At 53.0% G+C, this 17,678-nt stretch carries 7 protein-coding genes and 1 pseudogene; 3 read left to right on the top strand and 5 right to left on the bottom strand.

Annotated elements, in window-relative coordinates; translation table 11 throughout:
* Positions 1-13: 13 nt before the first annotated feature.
* Positions 14-3,028, top strand: coding sequence for a DEAD/DEAH box helicase (locus tag AC3G3F_RS04655; protein ID WP_488394537.1), 3,015 nt, complete (start codon positions 14-16; stop codon positions 3,026-3,028).
* A 103-nt stretch (positions 3,029-3,131) separates the two neighbouring features.
* On the opposite strand, the pseudogene AC3G3F_RS04650 reads toward AC3G3F_RS04655, so the two are convergent.
* The 5 genes and pseudogenes from AC3G3F_RS04650 to ybtP form a co-directional block, all read right to left on the bottom strand.
* Positions 3,132-3,295 (bottom strand): annotated as a pseudogene (locus AC3G3F_RS04650) (phage integrase central domain-containing protein); the annotation flags it as partial.
* A 480-nt stretch (positions 3,296-3,775) separates the two neighbouring features.
* On the bottom strand, positions 3,776-5,092 hold the full coding sequence (gene ybtS / locus AC3G3F_RS04645) for a yersiniabactin biosynthesis salicylate synthase Irp9/YbtS (RefSeq protein WP_023247659.1): 1,317 nt from the start codon (positions 5,090-5,092) through the stop codon (positions 3,776-3,778).
* A gap of 27 nt (positions 5,093-5,119) precedes the next feature.
* Positions 5,120-6,400 carry a yersiniabactin-associated zinc MFS transporter YbtX gene (ybtX, locus tag AC3G3F_RS04640; protein ID WP_488394534.1) on the bottom strand — a complete coding sequence of 427 codons (1,281 nt, stop codon included), beginning with the start codon at positions 6,398-6,400 and terminating at the stop codon, positions 5,120-5,122.
* Positions 6,393-8,195, bottom strand: a complete 1,803-nt coding sequence (ybtQ, locus tag AC3G3F_RS04635) for a yersiniabactin ABC transporter ATP-binding/permease protein YbtQ (RefSeq protein ID WP_053507907.1) — start codon at positions 8,193-8,195, stop codon at positions 6,393-6,395. The genes ybtX and ybtQ overlap by 8 nt, the downstream gene beginning before the upstream one ends.
* On the bottom strand, positions 8,182-9,894 hold the full coding sequence (ybtP, locus tag AC3G3F_RS04630) for a yersiniabactin ABC transporter ATP-binding/permease protein YbtP (RefSeq protein ID WP_070789048.1): 1,713 nt from the start codon (positions 9,892-9,894) through the stop codon (positions 8,182-8,184). Before ybtP ends, ybtQ begins: the two co-directional genes overlap by 14 nt.
* A 461-nt stretch (positions 9,895-10,355) precedes the next feature.
* On the opposite strand from ybtP, the gene ybtA reads away from it, so the two are divergent.
* Together ybtA and irp2 are read left to right on the top strand one after the other, a co-directional pair.
* A complete protein-coding gene (gene ybtA / locus AC3G3F_RS04625) occupies positions 10,356-11,315 on the top strand; it encodes a yersiniabactin transcriptional regulator YbtA (protein WP_114048850.1) in 960 nt (319 codons plus the stop codon).
* Positions 11,316-11,505: 190 nt separating this feature from the next.
* Positions 11,506-17,613, top strand: a complete 6,108-nt coding sequence (gene irp2 / locus AC3G3F_RS04620) for a yersiniabactin non-ribosomal peptide synthetase HMWP2 (protein WP_488394532.1) — start codon at positions 11,506-11,508, stop codon at positions 17,611-17,613.
* The last annotated feature ends 65 nt before the right edge of the window (positions 17,614-17,678 follow it).

The following is a 17,678-nucleotide window of genomic DNA, read 5'->3' as shown; positions in this document are numbered from 1 at the left end:
CAAAGGAGATTACATGCAAAGAAATTTATTAAAATACTTAAAAGCCTCTACAGGAAAAATAAGGAAATGTCAAGAAGAAGCTGTGGGGAAATTTTTTAAATTTAAGAAAAGAAATATTCGTGATAAGGCATGCTTAATTAACTTGCCAACGGGAGCGGGTAAAACAGGTGTCATAAGTTTAATATCACATCTAAGTAAAGAGCGAAATATTTTAATTATCTGTCATAGGAGAGCAGTTAAGGAACAGCTCTATAGAGAAGTATCAAGTAGATTTTTTAGAGTGACGTTAAACGATCCAGATATAAAATTAAAGAATACCTTTAAAAACATTAATAATTTAAATGAAGAAGGTATATATATATCAACATTTCAAAAACTATCAATGTTATCACCAGAAGACCTAGATGAGACACAAAGTTTCTTTGATCTTATTATTATTGATGAAGGTCATTCTGAACCATCTCCTGTATGGCGAGAAATCGTACGACAATCAGATGCAATAAAAGTTGTAATAACGGCAACACCATATAGGAATGATCTTTTCGAATTAAACGTTGACTTAGATGATTATTTTATCTTTACATTTAAACAGGCTATTTCTGATAAAATAATTACTGAGCCAAATTTCATTCAAGTGAATTCAATGGAGAAAATGCTTCAAGAAGTACAGGTTTTTCTAGAAAAAAATGAAAATATAAAATGCATAATAAAATGTAAAGATGCCTATGATATATCTCGATACCACGAATCAATTTCTAAAAAATTCAAAACAGTAAGTATACATGAGACATTTAGAAATGATGAAGTTAGCGGTAAATTTAAATCAATAAATTCCGCATTAAAATCTGACGACATAAGAGTTCTAATTCATCAACATAAACTTGATGAAGGTGTAGATTTGCCTGAAGCAAAATTACTAGTTTTAACCTATCAAGTTGGAAGTGGTAGAGAATTGGTTCAAACTATTGGGAGAGTTGTTAGGAATTACAATTCAATAGAACCGATGATAATAGATCTAGCTAGTTCATCCAATGAAAGAATGTGGCAAAGTTACCGTATATTTGATGACTACATATCAACACCTAGCGGTTCAAAAGGATTTATAAAATCGCTAAGCACAACTAACCTGATAAAAGGATTTCTTGATAACTTCCCTGAATACAGCTACTTCTCTAGTCGTTTCAGAGAACGATTGGACTTGCAATCCATAAATGCCAATGATATTTCAATACCATTGGCATCCGTTTGCTTTATAGAAAAAGGGCCTAATTACTCAACCCCCCTTCTTTTGGATAAAATATATTGGGAACTGCATACACAAGGTTCACTTGTTAAAGAAATAAAAAATGACCATAATGTATTCATGTATCTATATATATCATTCAATAGCTCCAGGTATCTTTCTGATAAATTATTTTTTGAACCAAAGCTAGAAATAATAATAATCAAAGAGTTATCTAATAGCATAGCTATCTTTGACAGCGCTGGTGCCAAGTATGCAAATAGAATCGACTTAAATCTTGCAAACCCTATAAATATTAATAGATTAACAGCATTAGCTGCAGCCACTAAAGTCCGTGAAATAAAAGAAGCTCACTCAAGGGCTATAGGTACTGCAAAAAATAGACCTGAAGCGATGTCCTTAAAAGGTAAAAACCTAGAAAATATAAATAGCACTCAGCGCAATGCCATGTACGCACTAACAACATTGAAAGTAGTTAATAAGGATGAACAAGGGAAAAATGACAGTAGTTTCTATATAGGGGCTAGGTCTGGTCGTGTCTCTGACCAAATGGAAAGGAATTTTAGTATAGAAGAACTATCTGAATGGATTGAGAAAATTGATTTAGGAACAGCAAAAGAAGCAACTAATAATGGCCGATTAATAAAGTCATTCTCGCAACCCATCAATGAAAAACCCAATTCCGATATAGTTTCAATTATTCTAGATTTATCAGATTTCGATACCGAATTAATTTCCGAAAAGAATTTCCTACCGGACTACTATTACCTTCAATATTCAGAAAGTGAAGGTGCGGAGTTATTTGTTGGTTCAAAACCATTTAAAATACAAATTCAGTATGAAGAAGATAAACATAGTTACCTTTTGACAACTACTAACAATTATGATGATTTCAATAAAATAATTTCTTATTTAAATAATGACTATTTTAGAATTCTTTTTTTAGATGGAACAACATATAGTGCGTCGAAATTTTATAAATTTTCACTTCCTTTTGAAAAAGGTATTACTGCTGAGGAAAGTTGGGCGGGACGTTCACTCATAAGCATTCCAGCCCTGCTTTCAAAGGGTCTTAAAGAAAAAGGAAAGTATGATGAAAAAGATATGTATATTAATACTACAAGCACAAGCTTTGATAAGAATTCTATATTTTATTTAATTGATCAATTAAAAAACCACTCAAATAGCAATGCTACTCTTCCACAATTGGGCCCCTTTCATCCTTATATTCCAAATTGCGATCTCGTTCTTTGCACTGACATGGATACAGAACCATGTGATTTTATCGTATCATCACCGGATAAATTATGTTTCATTCATGTAAAATGTGGGAAATCATTCAGCTCTCCAAAATCCTCAGCAGGAGCGATAGCAGAGGTCGGAAGTCAAGCAATTAAAAACTTAACCTATCTGATTTCACACTCAGATGCTAATACCCCAGGAAACTACTCTATTTGGGATAAAGCATGGCCATCCCATAAAGCCAAACATAAACTTGAGTCTCGTTTTAGATTAGCCTTTAACGAAATTGGAAAGATCCCTAATAAAGAAAATAAACTTAAGGAAAAAACCTGGGAGTTAATATCTAATAGAAGAAAATCACCACTGTGCAATAAAGAAATATGGATAGTAATGGGCAACTCTTTTTCGAAAAAACATTTCATTGAAGAGATGTCAAAAGATACTGACCAGCAATCTGAAACAATACAAGCTTTTCAACTAATCGAAGATTGGTTAAGTAGTGCTGACGAGATGGGTGTAGATATAAAAATATTCACATCATAACAAACTCACTTCCCCGACACATTTAAGTGTGTCGGGGAAGTCATGGATAACCAATTCAACTGATTATTTTTTTAATGACTAATAAATGCCATTTACTCTCTGACTCCACAACAATAAGGAAGGGATAATGTTTTGATTCATGTCCTGACATCACGCTGGTTAGATCCGCTGCGGGATTGTATTCCGTACGGCTGGTAACTATGGCGTAATGAAAGACTTCACTGGAGCAATGGCGAACCTTCTTGGTTTCTCTGTCGCACCACGGCTTACCGGGATACTTACACTTCATTAGGGCATATCCCTGGACCGAACACAGATTGCCCCCCACTTATGCCCCCAACTGTGATTTGATTCCAGTTGATACCAAAAGATAAGGTACGGGCTAGAAACTAGCCGTATACGGGCTTTGAGTTGGTTTCGGTAGACTTGGCAAAAGTTTGAAATGGTGCCGATTATGGAGTCGAACATACGAACTGTCCATTTCGAAAGCGAGCCAATTCCAAAATGAGTACAATAATGAGTATAATTAAAGAGCAGTAGAAATTAAAACATTAAATATCAATGAAATACAATAAAAGTCACGATTCAACGTCTAAATAAAATTTGCTGTCTCATGAGGTTTCGCTGAATCTCATAACGCTCGCAAAAACCAATTAAATCCACGCAATTGCGTGGATTTTTGTTATAACGCTGCACTTCACATTAAATAACCAGCCACTGACTCCCAGGGCGGACAATCTCGCCTGACTACCCCTGCTCTGCCGCTATTAAATAGGGCGCAATGCTCGCTAATTTTTCCCGGGTTTCCGTCAGTTCGCGTTCCGGCGTAGATTGCGCGATGATTCCCGCCCCCGCCTGTATCCAGCAGCGCTGGCTGTCCTGAAATACGGAACGCAGAACTAGCGCCGCGTCGAAGCGCGTATCGTCCAACAGCAGGATTGCGCCGGAATAAAGCTCTCGCGGCGTCTTCTCAATTTGCATAATCGCGTTCAGAGCAGCATTTTTAGGGATGCCTGAGGCGGTAATAGACGGAAACAGCACGGTAAACGCATCCCAGGCATCCTTGTTTTCCGCAAGCTGACCGCTCACGCCAGACCCCAGATGCTGAACGCTGCCGCGCTGGCGAACCGACATTAAATCTTCAACCACCACGCTGCCCGGCTGGCAAACGGCCTCCAGTTCGACGATAGCTTCTTTGACAGAAAGGATATGCTCAAGCACCTCTTTACTGTCGTGCAGCAGTTCTGCCTCTTTCGCCTTATTATGCTCCGGGTTTCCCATGCGATCGCGGGTGCCCGCAAGCGGTTCAGTAACCACTTTATTGCCCGTCACTGACATCACCAGTTCCGGGCTAAAGCCCAGCGCTTCGCGTCCTTCCTGACGGAACATAAACGAACGCGTAGGCGTGTTTGCCTGCCGCCCGTATAACAGCGTGGCGGGCATATCAATCCTCGATGGCAGGGGAATAGCGCGCGAGACAATCACTTTGACATACTCGCCACGGCGGAGCTCCGCAACGGCGCGTGCAACCTGTTGTTTATACGCCTCACCATTGAGAGCGGTATCCACCGCCAGTGGTGCGTTCTGCGTCGTTGTACCGGCCTCTTTCACCCACTCGCACAGACGTCGGCACCCGTCGGCGGAGTCCGCATAAACGGTGACATTTCCCTTTTCAAAAATAAGTTCTTCACGGGGAACGGTTAACGTCAGTAGCGGCCACTCCCCGGCGTTAAAGGCAATCCCCCGCGCATGCGCCGCAAAGTTGAACCCAACCTGTCCATATACCCGACGTCCTTTCACCTGAGGATGCGCCATAAAACGACGCGCGCAGTCGGCAATGGAATCCACCGCCCATTTTTGCTCCCCGGTATCATCAATAAATGTCGCCTGCGTTCCATCGGCATTAATGTGCAACCGTGCCTGGCACCCTTTGCCTAAATACCAACAGGGTTGGCGCTCATAGACATAACACTCTTCTTCTGCGAACTGGCGTAAAACGCCAGAAATCGTCGGCAGCCATTGTTCCTCTGGTAACGCCAGGTGTAAAAATTCACTGATTTTCATCCCTTACCTCTCTGTGTTATTCCCGGATCAATCAATTGCGCTTGTCATCAGTTCTCTTGCCGAATGCAGCCGGATATAAGCAACCCACGCCGCCAACAACGTGAATGCCCCGGCAAACAGGAAGCAGGCCGCATAGCCAAAATGTTGAGCAACAACGCCACCGATAACGCCTGCCAGAATGGCGATTGCCGCGTCAGTACATTGAAAGAGGGTGAAGTCGACACCGGCCTGCAAAGGCGATGAAAGCGACATCAGCGTGGCGTAAAGACAGACCAGCGCGCAGGCCAGCGAAATGGACTGGACAATGACCAGACACTGGAGAATCGGCGGCAACAGATGACCCGGCGCCATCATGAGCGTCATCACCACCGCCAGCAGCGCGATCCCCTGGACGCCATAAGCCGTCAACAGCGCTCTGCCGGGTGAGGTGTATTTCATCAGCAATCCACCGGCCAGCGTTCCTGCTATGCCCGCTGCAATATTGCCGCCGCTAAACAGCGCGCCCAACGCGGACATGCTTAACCCATGATCCAACAACAGCGGCGCCAGAAGAGGCAGCACAAACCGCATGCCTGAATTCAGCATCAATACCAGCAATAAGCCCAGGCGCGCCTGTTTCCTCCTTAGCGCATAACCTAACGCCGGAACATGCGGGATAGTCTCTGTTCGCGTCGGCTCCGTAATGCGCCACAGCGGGAGTGACAGCGCCATAATCAGCACCGCCATCATCAGCATGGCGACAGGCCAGCCGGATGCTGCCGACAGCATCAGGAACACCCCGCCGCCGCACATCATTCCCAGATAGCTGCCGCCGACCTGCACGCTGTTTCCCCAGCCGTAACCCGCGCGGGTCAGTTGATCGACGCAAAAGCCGTCGCTGGCGATATCAATGGTGGAGGCGACCGTGCCTGCCACCATAAACAGAACAAATAACGCGACGATTTGCGTATCGGGAAATCCCCCTTCTCGCCCAAACCAGCCAATCGCTGCGGTAATCGTCAGGATCGCCGCTAACGCGACCTGACCACGCAGGATTAACATGCGGGAACGGCGTTCCGGGCTACCGGGCGGAAGCCGCCAGCGTTCGATCCACGGCGCCCAAATAAACTTCAGCGCCCAGGGCAGCATAAACAGGGTTGTCGCACCGGCAAGCGCCAGCGAACCGCCAGCAACGCGCACCAACGCGGGTAAGGACTGCATAGACAGCGCCGATACCAGGCTCTGCGTCACATAGACGCCGGCAATAGCAAAAATCACCCGCCCGGTCGTCAACGTCAGCGGTTTAACATTCGACTGAACATCACTCATGCACCCACTCTCCAGACGCGGAAACCCCTTCGTCGCGCCACGCGCGCGCGGCCATTTGCGCCTGCCACAGCGCCTGATAACGTCCATGACGGGAGAGCAATTGCGCATGAGTACCCTGCTCAACCACCTGTCCCTCTTCCATCACCAGAATGTTTCCGGCCCCGGCGATGGTGGATAAACGGTGGGCGATGATAATCACCGTCCGGTTGTGAACCAGGTTATCGATCGCTTTTTGCACTGCCAGCTCGCTTTCAATATCCAGCGCGGCGGTCGGTTCATCGAGAATGACGACCGGCGCGTTTTTCAATAACGCTCTGGCAATGGAAATCCGCTGGCGCTCGCCGCCCGATAGCTGGCCACCCATCTCCCCCAATGGCGTCAGCCAGCCTTGCGGAAGACGGGAAATAAACTCAAGGCACTGCGCCGCGCGGGCGGCCTCTTCCACCTCCTGTCGCGTCGCCTGTGGGCGCGCGATACGGATATTCGCCAGCAGCGTGTCATCAAACAGCCAGACATCCTGGAAAACAACAGAAATCAGGCTATTGAGCTGTTCCGGCGTCAGGCGGCGAATATCGACGCCGCCAATAGAAATCTGCCCTTGCTGCGGATCGGCATAGCGCATTAACAGTTTAGTGACCGTGGTTTTGCCTGCGCCGGAGGCACCCACCAGCGCGCTCATACTGGCTGCCGGGAACGTCAAAGAAACATTATTAAGCGCGTGACCGTCGCCTTCTTCGTAGCGATAGCTGACGTTGTCAAAGCGGATATCGTAACGTTCCGGCATCTCGTTTTGCGCTGCGACGGGAAGCGGTGCTATCGCCATAAACTGCTCAATCCGTTGCAGGGCGCTGGCGATCAGTTCCACAACCGAGGTGTAGCTGATAAACATCGCCATCGGTTCTGCGAAGCGCATAATCATCGCAACGGCGGCAATCAGAAAGGCGAGATTCAGAGTGCCCGTCACCACCCAGACGATCCCGGATAACACCACCACCTGTAGGCCCAACTCCACGACGCTGGCGATCAGCATCGTCGCGCCAGCGCCCTGACGGTGAGTGCGGGTCTGCAAGTTTTCCAGCGCATTGAAATGCGCCAACAGCGCCCGGCTTTTATCGGCATCGCTGCCGCAGGTGCGCAATACCATCATCCCCTGAGCAAATTCAACGATATCGCCACTCAGTCGCTGGTGCGCTTCCCCCAGCGTCTGCATTTGTCGCCGCATCGCCGGGCGGCGCCAGTAATAAAACGGCACCAGCAGAGGGAAGATCAGCAACATCACCAGCCCCAGCCGCCAGTCTATCCACAATGTCGCCAGCGACGCCGTCAGCGGCGTGATAATGGTGAGCAGCAAAATATTGGCTATCGCAATAACATAATTGAGGTTTTCATCCACGCTGCCCAGCAGCAAGGCATTCATCTCGCCCGCCCTGCCGCGCTGGAGCTTCTCCAGCGGCACGCGGCGTAATTGCTCGCCAAGTCGCAGGCGCAACTCATGGGTGGCCTGCGCCAGATGACCACGGTATTCAAAGCCCAGGCCATACCAGCGTAGCGCCAGCGTCACAATAGTGGCAACGCTGAAGGCCACAGCCCAGTTAAGGAGTTGCGGCGCGTCTCCCCGTAACAGCGCATCAATGATCGGATAAAGACAGGCAAAGGCAATCCCCTGCATGAATGCTGCCAGCAACAGCGCCAGCATACTGCGCCTCAGCATCCTGGCCTGACTGCCAACGCTGGAGATAAGCTGGCGCCAGATGACGCGCCAGGCCAGGTTATCCGCAGGATTATTGTCTTTCATTTTCCACCACCTCTTCCTGTGTTCCACCCGGCACCCAATGCTGCGCCTGCTGATAGTGTTGCCAGAGCCGTTGATACAGGCCGCCCTGCGCCAACAGTTGCGTATGGTTCCCCATTTCCCTGAGCTGTCCGTCGGAAAACAGCAATATCACATCGGCCTGAGTCACCATTGAAAGACGATGCGCGACCATGATGACCGTCCGGCCGCGCATGGCCGCCGCGAGCGCCTTGATAAGCGCCGCTTCGTTTTCCGGGTCAGCAAACGCCGTCGCCTCATCGAGCACCAGGATGGGGCGATCCTGCAAAATCGCCCGGGCAATAGTGATGCGCTGCCGCTGGCCACCGGAGAGAAATACCCCGCGTTCCCCGACTCTCGTGTTGTAACCTTCTGGCAACACGCTAATAAAATCATGGGCCTGCGCCACTCTGGCCGCCGCTATTACCGCCTCCAGCGGCGTATCCGGCGCGCCCAGACGAATGTTATTGGCTATCGTGTCGGCAAAAAGGAAGTTGTCCTGAAACACAAACGAGAGTTGCTTCATCAGGGTGTCCGTCTGCATATCGCGCAGATCCACGCCGCCAATACGGATATGGCCTTTGTCTGGATCGGCGTAACGCAGCAGCAAGCGCGCCACGGTGCTTTTTCCGGCGCCGCTTGGCCCGACCAGCGCCACAATTTGCCCGGCAGGCACATGAAAGCTTACCTCCTGCAACGCGGCGCCAGTACGCGCTTGCGGATAATGAAAGCTCACCTGCTCAAAGGTAATGCTCGCCTCTTTCGGCTGCTGGTCGGACAGCGGCAGCGATAACTCCGGCATCGCGAGTACCTGATAAATACGCTGAATGCTTAAACGCGTTTGCGCGACCAGGTTATTGAGCATCATCATTGGCATCACGGCTTCGGCCATCCCGCTGCCCAACAGTAAAACGGCCACCCACGCAGTAAAATCGAGACTGCCATAGTGCAACAGGCCGTACCCCGACCAGATCAGGACAACCAGGGTCGGGAGAGGATTCAGAATCGAGAAGGAAAAACGCGCTGAAAAACCGGCTTTGCGATACCAGGTTTTGAGCACATCGACCCACTCTTCAAGGGCGCGTTGATAGCGCAAAAAACTGGTGCTGCCGCTATCAAACGTTCTCACCACGGGCATGGCCTGCACGAACTCAATAACCGCCGCACTGACCTGCTCGCGCGCCTTATGATAACGCTGAGCCATATCTTCCGAACGCTGGCGGGCAAGCACGAGAACAACCGAGCCAAACGCCAGTACCCCCAGCGTCGCGATTGCCAGCCGCCAGTCCAGCCAGAACAAGATAACGATTGTCGCCAGTGGCATGATGATCGCGCGGGCATAGAGCGGCGTGCTGTCGGCCACAAAGATATGCAGTGACTTCACGTCATCCAGCATCACTTTCGCCACTGACCCACTCCCCATTTGCTGTAACACGCCAGGCGGAAGCTGCAATGCTTTACGGGCTAACCTGCTGCGCAGAATATTCTCCAGATGAAAAGCCGCGTAATGAGAGGTGTTGAACGCCTGCAAGCGCAGAACAAAAGTTAAGACCACGCAGCCGATCACGCCGCCCAGCGGCCAGGCCGGAATAGCGTCAGGCGTCGCGCGAAGGTCGCGCAGGCTCCACGCCAGAAAAAGGAGCGCTCCCAGGCTGGTTAATGCCGCCAGCCCCGCCAGCGCCATAGCTAAAATAACCTTCCGGCGAACCGGTGTAATCACCTGCCAGAGAGGAAATCGGGACAGCGATTCAGTGTTGGATGATTGAGATGACATGGGAGTGACTGAATTTCCTGATGAATTTTTACGGACGCCAAAAACGACAATTCAGGGTGGCGTTCTGAGAATTAATGTGAATAATAAGCATTATCAATAACTCTTCTACCCCATTCGGTTCTATTTATACCCTAAATAGTTCGAGTTGCAGGAAGGCGGTAAGCGAGGGAAGCCCCAGGAGCTTACAGAAGTAAGTGACTGGGGTGAGTGACAAATCTGTCTGGAGCAGATTTGAACGCCGCTTGCGGCGGCCCGTAAGGGCGGGCGAGGCCCAGGGATGGGCCGAGTAACCCGTAGCCAACGCACATGCAACTTGAAATATGACGGGTATATGCCCGCATTGGTCTAAGCCACAGGGAGATAACCAGGTCATGACGGAGTCACCGCAAACGCAATCTGAAATCTCTATTCACCAGTTGGTGGTTGGGAAACCTGCAAACGATGGCAATATTCCTGCTCAGTGTGAACTGCTGCGCTGTTCGTTGCAGGAAGGTATGGATATTTTGCTCTGGAGGGGCCATTTTGCGCGGCCTGAGACGTTGCAGCTACACGACGATCTGGGCAGGATTAACTTCTCGTGCATCCTGGAAGGCACATCACGCTTTGCAATTCAGGGACTCAGGCGCCACACCGACTGGGAGCTTGCGCGCAATCGCCATTACATTACCCATACACCAGGCTGCCGCGGCAGCGCCTCCTATTGTGGCCGATTCGAGAGCATTACCCTTTCCTTCAGCCCTGAAACCCTCGCGCTGTGGGTGCCGGATATTAACGCGGTCATTAAGAATAAGATCGACTCCCAATGCTGTTGCCAGCAGCAGCGTTGTAATGCTGAAACCCACTTAACGGCTCAGACTTTGCGTCACGCGCTGATGCGCATGCACGGCGGCTTCAGCCATGAACAAAAGCCGTCGACGCTATGGTTGCAGGGGCAAAGTCTGGTCATGCTCAGTCTGGTGCTGGATGAACATCGCGAAGACGCCAGTTGCCTCTCCTGCCACTTCAACCCGATGGAACGCCAGAAACTGCTGCGGGCGAAGGATCTGCTGCTGGCTGATCTGACGCAAGCGCCGGGCGTCGCGGAGCTGGCCAGAGAGTCCGGTCTGAGCGTTCTCAAAATTAAGCGAGGCTTCCGCGTTCTGTTCAACAACAGCGTCTATGGCCTGTTTCAGGCTGAACGAATGCAGGAAGCCAGAAGACGCCTGGCCAACGGCAATACCTCCGTCATGACGGTGGCGGCCGATCTGGGCTATGCCAACGCCAGCCATTTCTCTACCGCCTTCCAGAAACAGTTTGGCGTAACCCCTTCGACCTTTAAACGCGTGATGTAACCTGGGTCGCGCCCCCATAAACGCCTCCCAGACAGAGGCCCGGATACCCCATCCGGGCCTCTGTTCTTTCCGCCTGTTACCAACCCGAAACGGGCATAAATAAACCCGTTTCGGGTAGCGCCCAATTGTTAATAATTATTATTCTCATATTAACAATGCTTTTCGGTAAGACGTGCCATCAGGAGGAAGAATGATTTCTGGCGCACCATCTCAGGATTCGCTGTTACCGGACAACCGCCACGCGGCTGATTACCAACAATTACGCGAGCGGCTTATACAGGAACTGAATTTAACGCCGCAGCAGTTACATGAAGAGAGCAATCTGATCCAGGCCGGCCTGGATTCCATAAGGTTGATGAGATGGTTACACTGGTTTCGTAAAAATGGCTACCGCCTTACCCTTCGCGAGCTGTATGCCGCCCCCACGCTGGCGGCATGGAACCAGTTAATGCTCAGCCGGTCGCCGGAGAACGCGGAAGAAGAAACGCTGCCCGACGAATCATCCTGGCCGAATATGACCGAAAGTACCCCCTTCCCATTGACGCCGGTACAGCACGCCTACCTGACGGGCCGCATGCCGGGGCAGACGCTTGGCGGCGTGGGTTGCCACCTGTATCAGGAGTTTGAAGGCCATTGTCTGACGGCGTTGCAACTGGAACAGGCCATCACGACCTTGCTGCAACGCCACCCAATGCTGCATATCGCCTTTCGCCCCGACGGGCAGCAGGTCTGGCTACCGCAACCTTACTGGAACGGCGTCACCGTTCATGATTTACGCCATAACGACGCTGAAAGCCGTCAGGCCTATCTGGAAGTACTGCGCCAGCGCCTGAGCCACCGTCTTTTACGCGTGGAAATCGGCGAAACGTTTGATTTTCAGTTGACGCTCTTGCCGGACAATCGCCACCGCCTCCATGTCAATATTGACCTGCTGATTATGGATGCCTCCAGCTTTACGCTTTTCTTCGATGAGCTTAACGCCCTGCTGGCCGGAGAATCGCTGTCGGCTATCGACACCCGCTATGATTTCCGTTCGTATTTGCTGCACCAGCAGAAGATCAATCAACCACTGAGAGACAACGCACGCGCTTACTGGCTGGCGAAAGCATCGACGCTTCCCCCCGCACCCGTCTTGCCGCTGGCCTGCGAACCCGCCACACTGCGCGAAGTCCGTAATACCCGGCGCCGCATGATTGTCCCGGCAACACGCTGGCACGCCTTTAGCAACCGGGCCGGCGAGTATGGCGTGACGCCGACAATGGCGCTGGCGACCTGTTTTTCTGCCGTGCTGGCTCGCTGGGGCGGCCTGACGCGTCTGCTGCTTAACATCACCTTATTCGACCGCCAGCCGCTGCACCCGGCAGTTGGCGCGATGCTTGCCGATTTCACCAATATTCTTCTGCTGGATACCGCCTGCGATGGCGATACCGTTAGCAACCTGGCGCGTAAAAACCAGCTCACGTTTACGGAGGACTGGGAGCATCGCCACTGGTCCGGCGTCGAATTACTCCGTGAACTCAAACGCCAGCAGCGCTACCCCCACGGTGCCCCGGTGGTATTTACCAGCAATCTGGGACGTTCCCTCTACAGCAGCCGCGCAGAATCGCCGTTGGGCGAGCCGGGATGGGGCATCTCGCAAACGCCGCAGGTCTGGATAGATCATCTGGCGTTCGAGCATCACGGCGAGGTCTGGCTGCAATGGGACAGCAATGACGCGCTGTTCCCTCCGGCGTTAGTCGAAACGTTGTTCGACGCCTACTGCCAGTTGATTAACCAACTCTGCGATGACGAAAGCGCCTGGCAAAAGCCGTTTGCAGATATGATGCCCGCCCGCCAGCGCGCGATACGCGAACGGGTCAACGCCACCGGTGCCCCCATTCCCGAAGGCTTGCTGCATGAAGGCATTTTTCGTATCGCTCTGCAACAGCCGCAGGCGCTGGCGGTAACGGACATGCGTTATCAGTGGAATTATTATGAGCTGACAGACTATGCCCGCCGTTGCGCGGGCAGGTTAATCGAGTGCGGGGTTCAGCCCGGCGATAATGTGGCTATCACGATGTCGAAAGGCGCAGGACAACTTGTTGCGGTTCTGGCCGCCCTGCTGGCCGGGGCGGTTTACGTTCCGGTTTCGCTGGACCAGCCTGCCGCACGGCGCGAGAAAATCTACGCTGACGCCAGCGTCCGGCTGGTGCTCATTTGCCAGCACGACGCCAGCGCCTGGTCAGACGATATTCCCGTCCTTGCCTGGCAGCAGGCCATTGAGGCGGAGCCGATCGCCAACCCGGTGGTACGCGCCCCCACGCAACCGGCCTACATTATCTACACCTCCGGCTCTACCGGCACGCCAAAAGGGGTGGTCATTTCTCACCGGGGAGCGCTCAACACCTGTTGCGATATCAATACCCGCTATCAGGTTGGCCCCGGTGACAGGGTGCTGGCCCTCTCCGCCCTGCATTTTGATTTATCGGTTTACGACATTTTTGGCGTACTGCGCGCGGGCGGCGCGCTGGTGATGGTGATGGAAAATCAACGGCGCGATCCTCATGCATGGTGTGAGCTGATCCAGCGCCATCAGGTCACGCTCTGGAACAGCGTCCCGGCGCTGTTCGATATGCTGCTGACCTGGTGTGAAGGTTTCGCCGACGCCACGCCGGAAAATCTGCGCGCAGTGATGCTTTCCGGCGACTGGATCGGGCTTGACCTCCCCACCCGTTATCGGGCCTTCCGGCCACAAGGACAATTTATCGCGATGGGCGGCGCTACCGAGGCGTCTATCTGGTCTAACGCCTGCGAAATTCACGACGTCCCCGCCCACTGGCGTTCCATCCCTTACGGTTTCCCGCTAACCAACCAACGCTACCGGGTGGTGGATGAACGGCGCCGGGACTGCCCTGACTGGGTGCCGGGCGAATTATGGATTGGCGGCATCGGCGTCGCGGAAGGCTATTTCAACGATCCCCTGCGCAGCGAGCAGCAATTTTTGACGCACCCGGACGAGCGCTGGTATCGCACCGGCGATCTCGGCTGCTACTGGCCAGACGGCACAATAGAGTTCCTCGGTCGTCGCGACAAGCAGGTCAAAGTCGGAGGATATCGCATCGAGCTGGGCGAAATCGAAAGCGCACTCAGCCAGTTGGCGGGGGTGAAACAAGCAACCGTTCTGGCGATCGGCGAAAAAGAAAAAACGCTGGCGGCATACGTGGTTCCTCAGGGCGAGGCTTTTTGCGTTACCGATCATCGGGACCCGGCACTGCCGCAGGCGTGGCACACGCTTGCGGGAACGTTGCCCTGTTGTGCTATCTCGCCAGAGATCTCCGCAGAACAGGTAGCCGATTTCCTTCAGCATCGCCTGTTAAAACTGAAGCCGGGTCACACCGCTGGCACCGATCCTCTCCCCCTGATGAACTCACTCGCTATCCAGCCGCGCTGGCAGGCCGTGGTGGAACGCTGGTTAGCATTTCTGGTGACGCAACGGCGACTGAAGCCCGCTGCTGAAGGTTATCAGGTCTGCGCTGGTGAAGAACGAAAGGATGAGCACCCGAATTTCAGCGGACATGATTTAACGTTATCGCAAATTCTTCGCGGCACCCGCGACGAACTGTCGTTACTGAACGACGTGCAGTGGTCGCCGGAAAGCCTGGCCTTCAACCATCCGGCCAGCGCCCCATATATTCAGGAACTGGCGACAATTTGCCAACAGCTTGCACAGCGCTTACAGCGCCCGGTACGCCTGCTTGAGGTGGGAACCCGCACCGGCCGCGCCGCAGAATCGCTGTTAGTACAGCTCAACGCCGGACAGGTTGAGTATGTCGGGCTTGAGCAGAGCCAGGAGATGCTCCTGAGCGCCCGGCAGAGGCTCGTCCCCTGGCCTGGTGCCCGTCTGTCCCCCTGGAATGCAGACACGCTGGCGGCGCACGCTCACTCGGCGGACATTATCTGGCTTAATAACGCCCTGCATCGTCTGCTGCCGGAAGATCCCGGGCTCCTTGCGACATTACAACAGCTTGCCGTTCCCGGCGCGCTGCTCTACGTGATGGAGTTTCGCCAGTTAACGCCGTCCGCCTTGCTCAGCACGCTCCTGTTAACCGATGGACAGCCGGAGGCCCTGCTGCATAACAGTGCCGACTGGGCGGCGTTATTTAGCGCAGCCGCCTTCAACTGTCAGCATGGCGATGAGGTCGCGGGGTTACAACGCTTCCTCGTACAATGTCCCGATAGCCAGGTGCGCCGCGATCCCCGTCAACTTCAGGCTGCCCTCGCCGGACGCCTGCCGGGGTGGATGGTGCCGCAACGGATCGTCTTCCTCGACGCCTTACCGCTGACGGCTAACGGGAAGATTGACTATCAGGCGCTGAAGCGTCGTCATACTCCTGAAGCGGAAAACCAGGCCGAAGCGGATTTACCCCAGGGCGACATTGAAAAACAGGTTGCCGCCCTCTGGCAGCAACTCTTATCGACTGGCAATGTCACCAGAGAAACCGACTTCTTCCAGCAAGGCGGCGATAGCCTGCTGGCGACCCGTCTGACCGGACAACTTCATCAGGCAGGTTATGAAGCGCAATTAAGCGACCTGTTTAATCATCCCCGGCTGGCGGATTTTGCCGCCACGCTGCGTAAAATCGACGTTCCGGTCGAACAACCATTCGTCCACACCCCTGAAGATCGCTACCAGCCCTTTGCGCTTACCGACGTGCAGCAGGCTTACCTGGTGGGGCGTCAGCCGGGCTTTGCCCTGGGCGGCGTCGGCTCACATTTCTTTGTTGAATTTGAAATTGCCGATCTGGACCTCACCCGGCTGGAGACGGTCTGGAACCGATTAATCGCCCGCCACGATATGCTTCGAGCCGTCGTACGTGATGGACAGCAACAGGTGCTCGAACAGACGCCCCACTGGGTGATAACCGCACACACCCTCCATACGCCTGAAGAGGCGTTGCGGGTGCGCGAAAAACTGGCGCATCAGGTACTCAACCCCGAAGTGTGGCCGGTATTCGATCTCCAGGTCGGATACGTGGACGGGATGCCCGCCCGCCTGTGGCTGTGTCTGGATAACCTGTTGCTTGACGGTCTGAGCATGCAGATCCTGCTGGCGGAGCTGGAGCACGGCTACCGCTACCCGCAGCAGTTGCCTCCGCCGCTGCCCGTCACCTTCAGGGATTATCTGCAACAACCCTCGCTACAGTCGCCCAATCCAGATTCTCTGGCATGGTGGCAGGCGCAGCTTGATGATATTCCTCCGGCACCTGCGTTGCCGCTGCGCTGCTTGCCTCAGGAGGTTGAAACACCGCGCTTCACCCGCCTGAACGGCGCGCTGGACAGCACGCGCTGGCATCGCCTGAAAAAACGGGCGGCTGACGCCCATCTCACCCCGTCGGCCGTACTGTTATCGGTGTGGTCAACGGTTCTCTCTGCATGGAGTGCGCAGCCTGAGTTCACGCTTAACCTTACGCTTTTCGACAGGCGGCCGCTGCACCCGCAAATCAACCAGATTCTGGGCGATTTCACCTCGCTGATGCTGCTGAGCTGGCATCCCGGCGAAAGCTGGCTGCACACCGCGCAGTCACTACAGCAGCGGCTGAGCCAGAACCTCAACCACCGCGATGTGTCAGCCATCCGCGTGATGCGTCAACTGGCGCAACGGCAAAACGTGCCAGCCATTCCGATGCCCGTCGTCTTTACCAGCGCGCTGGGCTTTGAGCAGGATAACTTCCTCGCCCGGTGTAATCTGCTCAAACCGGTCTGGGGCATCTCCCAGACGCCGCAGGTCTGGCTCGATCACCAGGTTTATGAATCCGAAGGCGAACTGCGCTTTAACTGGGATTTTGTCGCCGCGCTGTTTCCTGCCGGGCAGGTGGAGCGCCAGTTTGAACAGTATTGCGCATTGCTAAACCGAATGGCCGAGGATGAAAGCGGCTGGCAACTGCCGCTCGCCGCGCTGGTGCCTCCCGTTAAATACGCAGGGCAATGCGCAGATCGCTCACCGCGCGTATGCCCTGAGCACTCTCAGCCACACATTGCGGCGGACGAGAGCACCGTCAGCCTGATTTGCGACGCCTTCCGCGAGGTGGTTGGCGAGTCTGTCACGCCCGCAGAAAACTTCTTTGAGGCGGGCGCAACGTCACTGAATCTGGTGCAACTACACGTTTTGTTACAACGTCACGAATTTTCCACCCTGACGTTGCTTGACCTCTTCACCCACCCTTCTCCTGCCGCCCTGGCCGATTATCTGGCCGGCGTCGCCACGGTGGAAAAAACAAAACATCCTCGCCCTGTTCGCCGTCGTCAGCGGCGGATATAGCGCGAAGCAAACTGATTTTCCCCAAAACGCCATCGCGGACGCATGGCGTTCCATTGACTTTGTGA

Source organism: Salmonella sp. FC25216 (assembly GCF_057751355.1).
Note: the sequence above shows the minus strand (reverse complement) of the source record. Positions and strands in the feature narration are given on the sequence as shown.